This is a genomic window from Micromonospora sp. PRAS1 (assembly GCF_059553435.1).
In genome coordinates this window covers 1-985 of record NZ_JCANNB010000105.1, presented here as the reverse complement: position 1 = coordinate 985, position 985 = coordinate 1, and the positions used below count along the sequence as shown (strand labels likewise).

The following is a 985-nucleotide window of genomic DNA, read 5'->3' as shown; positions in this document are numbered from 1 at the left end:
CTAGACGAGTAAGTCCGAAGTCGGGTCAGTGGTCGTAGGCGATCAGGGACCTGGTCAAGGGCTGGCCGGTCGCCCGGTTGTGCCAGATCGCGGCGGTCATCGCGAGGAGTCGCTGCGCGATGCGGACGGCTACACCTTCGATACTCCGGCCGCCGTGTAACTCAAGGTCGAGTTGGCCCTTCAACGTGTCGTTGACCGACTCGATGAGCTGCCGAACCGGCTTGAGTAAGTGCTCGTCGCGGCGTGGGGTGCGGTTGCGGTACGACGGTCGCAGCAACCGCACCCCACGCTCGGCCAGCCACCGGTCCAACTCGGCCGAGACGTACCCCTTGTCCGCCACGATCAGCAGACCCGGACGGTCAGCGATCAGGTCCGGGTCGTGATCGAGGATCGCGGTCAGCACCTGCCGCTCGTCAACCTTCGGCGTCGCGAGGGCCCAGGTGACCGGCAGACCGGCGGGGGTGCAGACCAGATGCAGACGCAGGCCCCAGAAGAACCGCGAGTGCGAAGAGCAGTAGCCGTAGCCGGCCCACCCCGCCAGGTCGGAGCGTTTCACCGTCGGCCTCGACCGACCGCACTCCACTGGCGTGGAGTCCACCACCCACGTCGTGTCCGACCACAGGTCGGTGTCCGCCGCGACCGCCCGGATAGCGCGCTTGAGCAGCGGCAACGCCGCCCGCAAACGCTTGTTGTAACCAGACTGCCCCGGCAGATACGGAAACGCCCCAGGCAGATGCCCAGGCACGAACCGCAACCAACGGGCCTCGGAACGCACCCCGAGCAACACCTGCGCAACCGCCAAAGTGAGCAACTCCGCATCGGAGAGCTTCGGTGGCCTACCGGTCCTGCGAGGCCGCCCGAGCCAGTCGTCGATCTTCACGTACAGTGCGGTCAGAAGGGTGTTGAGGTCTGTCGTCACAAACGGATCTTCAACACCCTTCGTCTACACCCACACCCCGGGGGCCGTTAGGACTTACTCGTCTAG

At 65.9% G+C, this 985-nt stretch carries 1 protein-coding gene; it reads right to left on the bottom strand.

The window, feature by feature from the left end:
• Positions 1-25 precede the first annotated feature (25 nt).
• A complete protein-coding gene (locus tag AC507J_RS32280) occupies positions 26-919 on the bottom strand; it encodes an IS982 family transposase (protein ID WP_496294346.1) in 894 nt (297 codons plus the stop codon).
• Positions 920-985: the final 66 nt, after the last annotated feature.